General features: G+C 68.4%; 2 protein-coding genes. Both read left to right on the top strand.

All coding sequences use genetic code 11. The features are described 5' to 3' along the window. On the top strand, window positions 1-838 hold an 838-nt coding region (locus K0M70_RS03900; protein ID WP_290779543.1), incomplete at its 5' end, for an alpha/beta fold hydrolase. Then, window positions 835-3,306 carry an acyl-CoA dehydrogenase gene (locus K0M70_RS03895; RefSeq protein WP_290779540.1) on the top strand — a complete coding sequence of 824 codons (2,472 nt, stop codon included), beginning with the start codon at window positions 835-837 and terminating at the stop codon, window positions 3,304-3,306. The genes K0M70_RS03900 and K0M70_RS03895, both read left to right, overlap by 4 nt. Window positions 3,307-3,369 lie beyond the last annotated feature (63 nt).

The following is a 3,369-nucleotide window of genomic DNA, read 5'->3' as shown; positions in this document are numbered from 1 at the left end:
GGTTTTAGCGGCCCGCTGCGCCGGGGCCGGCCCCGGCTTGCTGCTGGCGCACGGGTTTGGCCATACCGGGCTGGCGTGGGTGCAAACCCTGCGCCGCCTGGCCGTCGCCGGGCAAGCCAGCCTGGCCTGGGACGTACGCGGCCACGGCCAGTCGGGCCGTAACCCGCCCGACTCCCTTTATTCCGGCGCCCAGTTCGTGGACGACGTGGCGACCGCGGCAGCGGCACTGGGCCCGGCACCGATCCTGGTGGGCGCCTCGATGGGCGGCCTCACCGGCCTGATGGCGCAGGCCCGGGACGGCCTGTTTTCGGCCATGGTGCTGGTGGACATCACGCCGCGCTGGGAAGCGTCTGGCGTGGAGCGCATCCTTGGCTTCATGAACGCCCATCCCGAAGGCTTCGATTCCTACGACCATGCGGCCGAACAGATCGCCGCCTACCTGCCTCACCGGCGCGAGAAGAAAACCCCGGCCCAGCTGGTGCACCTGCTCAACGCCCGGCCCGACGGCCGCCTGGCCTGGCACTGGGACCCGCGCCTGCTGAGCGAATTCATTCCCTCCACCGCCAACCTGCAGCAGCAGATCGAAGACGCCTGCCGCCAGCTCGATATTCCTGTGCTGCTGGTCAGCGGCGGGCGCAGCGACCTGGTCACCAGCCAGACGGTGGAGCATTTTCTAGAGCTGGCGCCCCACGCGCGTCACGTACAACTGCCGCACGCCACCCATATGGTGGCTGGCGACGACAATGACGCCTTCACCGACGCCCTGCTTCAATTCCTGCACGACCACTTCCTGCACGACATGGCTACCCCAACGGCCAACCACGGAGATCCTCGATGAGCATCCTTGCCCCCTTCCTCGCGCTTGCGCTGGCGACCCTGCTGGTGGCTTACCACCGCTGGAGCCTGGCGGTGTTCACCGCGCTCACCGCCACCCTGCTGGTGGCCGTGGCCCTGGCCGGCGCCAACCTCACCGCCACCCTGGTGGCCGCGGTGATCCTTGCGGTGGTGACGCTGCCGCTGCTGATCACGCCGCTGCGCCAGCCGCTGATCACCGCGCCGCTGCTCAAGTTCTACACCAAGATCCTGCCGCCGCTCTCGGCCACCGAGAAAACGGCACTGGAGGCCGGAACCGTCGGCTTCGAGGGTGAGCTGTTCTCGGGCATGCCCAAGTGGGACCAGCTGCTGTCCCAGCCCAAGCCGGTGCTGACCGCCGAAGAACAGGCCTTCCTGGACGGCCCGGTGGAACAGGCCTGCCGCATGACCAACGACTGGGACATCACCCACGTCCGCAACGACCTGCCGCCGGAGCTGTGGGAGTACCTCAAGAAGCAGAAGTTCTTCGGCATGATCATCCCGAAGGAATACGGCGGCCTGGGCTTCTCGGCGCTGGCGCACCACAAGGTCATCCAGAAGCTGGCCTCGATCTCGGCCACGCTCAGCTCCACCGTCGGCGTGCCCAATTCCCTGGGCCCGGCCGAACTGCTGCTGCACTACGGCACCGACGAGCAGAAAAAGCACTACCTGCCGCGCCTGGCCGACGGCCGTGAAGTGCCCTGCTTCGCGCTCACCGGCCCCACCGCTGGTTCCGACGCCACGTCCCTGCCCGATTACGGCATCGTCTGCGAAGGCGAGTGGAACGGCGCGCGCGTGCTGGGCGTCAAGCTGACCTTCGACAAGCGCTACATCACGCTGGCGCCGGTGGCCACGGTGATCGGCCTGGCCTTCCGACTGTATGACCCGAACAAACTGCTGGGCGATGAAGCCGATCGCGGCATCACGCTGGCGCTGATCCCGCGCGACACCGACGGACTGAACATCGGCCGCCGCCATTTCCCGCTCAACTGCGCCTTCCAGAATGGTCCGCTGCACGGCAAGGAAGTGTTCCTGCCGCTGAGCCAGCTGATCGGCGGCGAAGACTTCATCGGCCAGGGCTGGCGCATGCTGGTCGAGTGCCTGTCGGTGGGTCGCGCCATCACCCTGCCGTCCACGTCCAGCGGCGCGTCCAAGCTCGCTGCGGTGGTCACGGGTGCGTATGCCCGCATCCGCAAGCAGTTCGGCCTGTCCATCGGCCGCTTCGAGGGCGTGGAAGAAGCGCTGGCGCGCATCGCCGGCAACGCCTATGCCTGCGCCGCGCTGTCCGAGGCCACGGCCGCGGCGGTGGATCGCGGCGAGAAGCCGGCCGTGCCTTCGGCCATCGCCAAGTACCACGCCACCGAGATGGCCCGCGCCGTCGCGGCCGACGCCATGGACATCCACGGCGGCAAGGGCGTCATCCTGGGCCCGATGAACTACCTGGGCCGCGGCTGGCAGGCCGCGCCCATCTCGATCACGGTCGAGGGCGCCAACATCATGACCCGCAGCCTGATGATCTTCGGCCAGGGCGCCATCCGCTGCCATCCGTGGGTGCTCAAGGAAATGCAGGCGGCCACGCATCCGGACCCGGAAGTGCGCCTGCGCGAGTTCGACCTGAATTTGTTCGGCCACATCGGCTTCGCCATTTCCAACGCGGTGCGCAGCTGGGTGTTCGGCCTGGCCGGCGCGCGCATCGGTGCGGCGCCGGGCGACGCCTACACCAAGCGTTACTACCGCAAGCTCAACCGCTATTCCGCCAACCTGGCGCTGGTGGCCGACACGTCCATGCTGATGCTGGGCGGCAAGCTCAAGTTCAAGGAAAAGCTGTCGGGCCGCCTGGGTGACGTGCTCAGCCACCTCTACATCACCAGCGCCATGCTCAAGCGCTACGAGGACCAGGGCCGGCCGGCCGCCGAACAGCCGCTGCTGGCGCTGGCCTTCCACGAGTCGGCGCACAAGATCGAACTGGCCCTGTCGGGCGCGCTGCGCAACTTCCCGATCCGCCCGGTGGGCTGGCTGCTGTGGATGCTGGTGTTCCCGTGGGGCCGCCGTGCGCAGGCGCCATCCGACCGCCTGGGCCGCCGCGCCGCGGCGCTGCTGATGTCGCCTTCCGATGCGCGTGACCGCCTGGCCGAGGGCATCTTCCTGACGCCCTGCGAAAACAACCCGGCCGGCCGCATCAACAGCTTCCTGCCCAAGGTGATCCTGGCCGAGCCGGTGGAGCGGAAGTTCCTCAAGGCGCTCAAGAACAGCGACATTGAAGCGCTGGACTTCCCGGCGCAGCTGGCCGAGGGCGTGGCCGAAGGCTGGATCACGGCCGAGGAAAAGCTGCAGCTTGAAGAGCTGCGTGCGCTGACCTGGGAAACCATCACGGTGGACGACTTCGACCCGGCGGACCTGGTGTCGGCGTCGCTCAACCGCGACCAGCCGGTGGCGCAGCACCGCGCCGCCTGAGGCCTGCGCCACCGCCCTGCCCTGTGGGAGGGACGCCGGTGCCGATGCCCTCGCAAAGGGCAT

This window comes from Arenimonas sp. (assembly GCF_019459675.1).
In the GTDB taxonomy this organism is placed as follows: domain Bacteria; phylum Pseudomonadota; class Gammaproteobacteria; order Xanthomonadales; family Xanthomonadaceae; genus Arenimonas.
Note: the sequence above shows the minus strand (reverse complement) of the source record. Positions and strands in the feature narration are given on the sequence as shown.

Coding starts and splice junctions, on each gene's coding strand:
- K0M70_RS03895 (WP_290779540.1), top strand. CDS start 835: ATGAGCATCCTTGCCCCCTTCCTCGCGCTTGCGCTGGCGACCCTGCTG.